Genomic DNA, 2,686 nt, shown 5'->3' with positions numbered 1-2,686 from the left:
CACTGAATACATAGGTGTAAGAGGCGAACGCGGAGAACTGAAACATCTAAGTACCCGTAGGAACAGAAATCAACCGAGATTCCGGAAGTAGCGGCGAGCGAAACCGGACCAGCCCTTAAGCTTATTATGTGTTAGTGGAACATTCTGGAAAGTTTGACGATACAGGGTGATAGTCCCGTACACGAAAATGCATCTTAAGTGAAATCGAGTAGGTCGGAGCACGTGAAACTTTGACTGAATATAGGTGGACCATCATCTAAGGCTAAATACTCCCAACTGACCGATAGTGAACCAGTACCGTGAGGGAAAGGCGAAAAGAACCCCTGTGAGGGGAGTGAAATAGAACCTGAAACCGTGTACGTACAAGCAGTAGGAGCCCTTCGAGGGTGACTGCGTACCTTTTGTATAATGGGTCAGCGACTTATATTTTGTAGCGAGGTTAACCGATTAGGGTAGCCGTAGGGAAACCGAGTCTTAACTGGGCGTATAGTTGCAAGGTATAGACCCGAAACCCGGTGATCTAGCCATGGGCAGGTTGAAGGTTGAGTAACATCAACTGGAGGACCGAACCCACTAACGTTGAAAAGTTAGGGGATGACCTGTGGCTAGGAGTGAAAGGCTAATCAAACCGGGAGATAGCTGGTTCTCCCCGAAATCTATTTAGGTAGAGCCTCGGACGAATACTTACGGGGGTAGAGCACTGTTAAGGCTAGGGGGTCATCCCGACTTACCAACCCTTTGCAAACTCCGAATACCGTAAAGTACTATCCGGGAGACACACGGCGGGTGCTAACGTCCGTCGTGAAGAGGGAAACAACCCAGACCGCCAGCTAAGGTCCCAAAGTCATAGTTAAGTGGGAAACGATGTGGAAAGGCCCAGACAGCCAGGAGGTTGGCTTAGAAGCAGCCATCCTTTAAAGAAAGCGTAATAGCTCACTGGTCGAGTCGGTCTGCGCGGAAGATGTAACGGGGCTAAACTATGCACCGAAGCTGCGGATTCAAACTATGTTTGAGTGGTAGGGGAGCGTTCTGTAAGCCGTTGAAGGTGAACCGGGAGGTTTGCTGGAGGTATCAGAAGTGCGAATGCTGACATGAGTAACGATAATGCGGGTGAAAAACCCGCACGCCGGAAGACCAAGGGTTCCTATCCCATGTTAATCAGGGTAGGGTAAGTCGACCCCTAAGGCGAGGCCGAAAGGCGTAGTCGATGGGAAACGGGTTAATATTCCCGTACTTGGTATAATTGCGATGGGGGGACGGAGCAGGCTAAACAAGCATGGCGTTGGTTGTCCATGTGAAAGTGAGTAGGTTGGTGACTTAGGAAAATCCGGGTTGCTAAGACTGAGACACGAGACGAGCCACTAAGGTGGTGAAGTTGTTGATGCCATACTTCCAGGAAAAGCCTCTAAGCTTCAGATTATACCGAATCGTACCCCAAACCGACACAGGTGGTCAGGTAGAGAATACTAAGGCGCTTGAGAGAACTCGGGTGAAGGAACTAGGCAAAATTGTACCGTAACTTCGGGAGAAGGTACGCTCCTATCTGTGATGAGACTTGCTCTCTAAGCGGACGGGAGCCGCAGTGACCAGGTGGCTGGGACTGTTTATTAAAAACACAGCACTGTGCAAAATCGCAAGATGACGTATACGGTGTGACACCTGCCCGGTGCCGGAAGGTTAATTGATGGGGTTAGTTTTCGGACGAAGCTCTTGATCGAAGCCCCGGTAAACGGCGGCCGTAACTATAACGGTCCTAAGGTAGCGAAATTCCTTGTCGGGTAAGTTCCGACCTGCACGAATGGTGTAACCATGGCCACGCTGTCTCCACCCGAGACTCAGTGAAATTGAAATCGCAGTGAAGATGCTGTGTACCCGCGGCTAGACGGAAAGACCCCGTGAACCTTTACTACAGCTTGGCACTGAACATTGACCCTACATGTGTAGGATAGGTGGGAGGCTTTGAAGCAGAAACGCTAGTTTTTGTGGAGCCGTCCTTGAAATACCACCCTTGTAGTGTTGATGTTCTAACGTTGGCCCCTGATCGGGGTTACGGACAGTGCCTGGTGGGTAGTTTGACTGGGGCGGTCTCCTCCCAAAGAGTAACGGAGGAGCACGAAGGTTGGCTAAGTACGGTCGGACATCGTACGGTTAGTGTAATGGTAGAAGCCAGCTTAACTGCGAGACAGACACGTCGAGCAGGTACGAAAGTAGGTCATAGTGATCCGGTGGTTCTGAATGGAAGGGCCATCGCTCAACGGATAAAAGGTACTCCGGGGATAACAGGCTGATACCGCCCAAGAGTTCATATCGACGGCGGTGTTTGGCACCTCGATGTCGGCTCATCACATCCTGGGGCTGAAGTCGGTCCCAAGGGTATGGCTGTTCGCCATTTAAAGTGGTACGCGAGCTGGGTTTAGAACGTCGTGAGACAGTTCGGTCCCTATCTGCCGTGGGCGTTTGAGAATTGAGAGGGGTTGCTCCTAGTACGAGAGGACCGGAGTGAACGAACCGCTGGTGTTCGGGTTGTCATGCCAATGGCACTGCCCGGTAGCTACGTTCGGAACTGATAAGCGCTGAAAGCATCTAAGCGCGAAGCAGGCCTCGAGATGAGTTCTCACTAGACTTTTAAAGTCTCTGAAGGGCCGTTGAAGACTACAACGTTGATAGGCAGGATGTGGAAGTGGTG

Annotated in this window: 1 rRNA gene; it reads left to right on the top strand. The window is 51.0% G+C overall.

Annotation, left to right across the window (positions count from 1 at the left end):
* Nucleotides 1–2,686, top strand: a 23S ribosomal RNA gene (locus BIZ38_RS21565); the annotation flags it as partial.

Origin of the sequence: Pseudoalteromonas sp. BZK2 (assembly GCF_014349195.1) — a bacterium.
Taxonomy (GTDB): domain Bacteria; phylum Pseudomonadota; class Gammaproteobacteria; order Enterobacterales; family Alteromonadaceae; genus Pseudoalteromonas; species Pseudoalteromonas simplex.
Note: the sequence above shows the minus strand (reverse complement) of the source record. Positions and strands in the feature narration are given on the sequence as shown.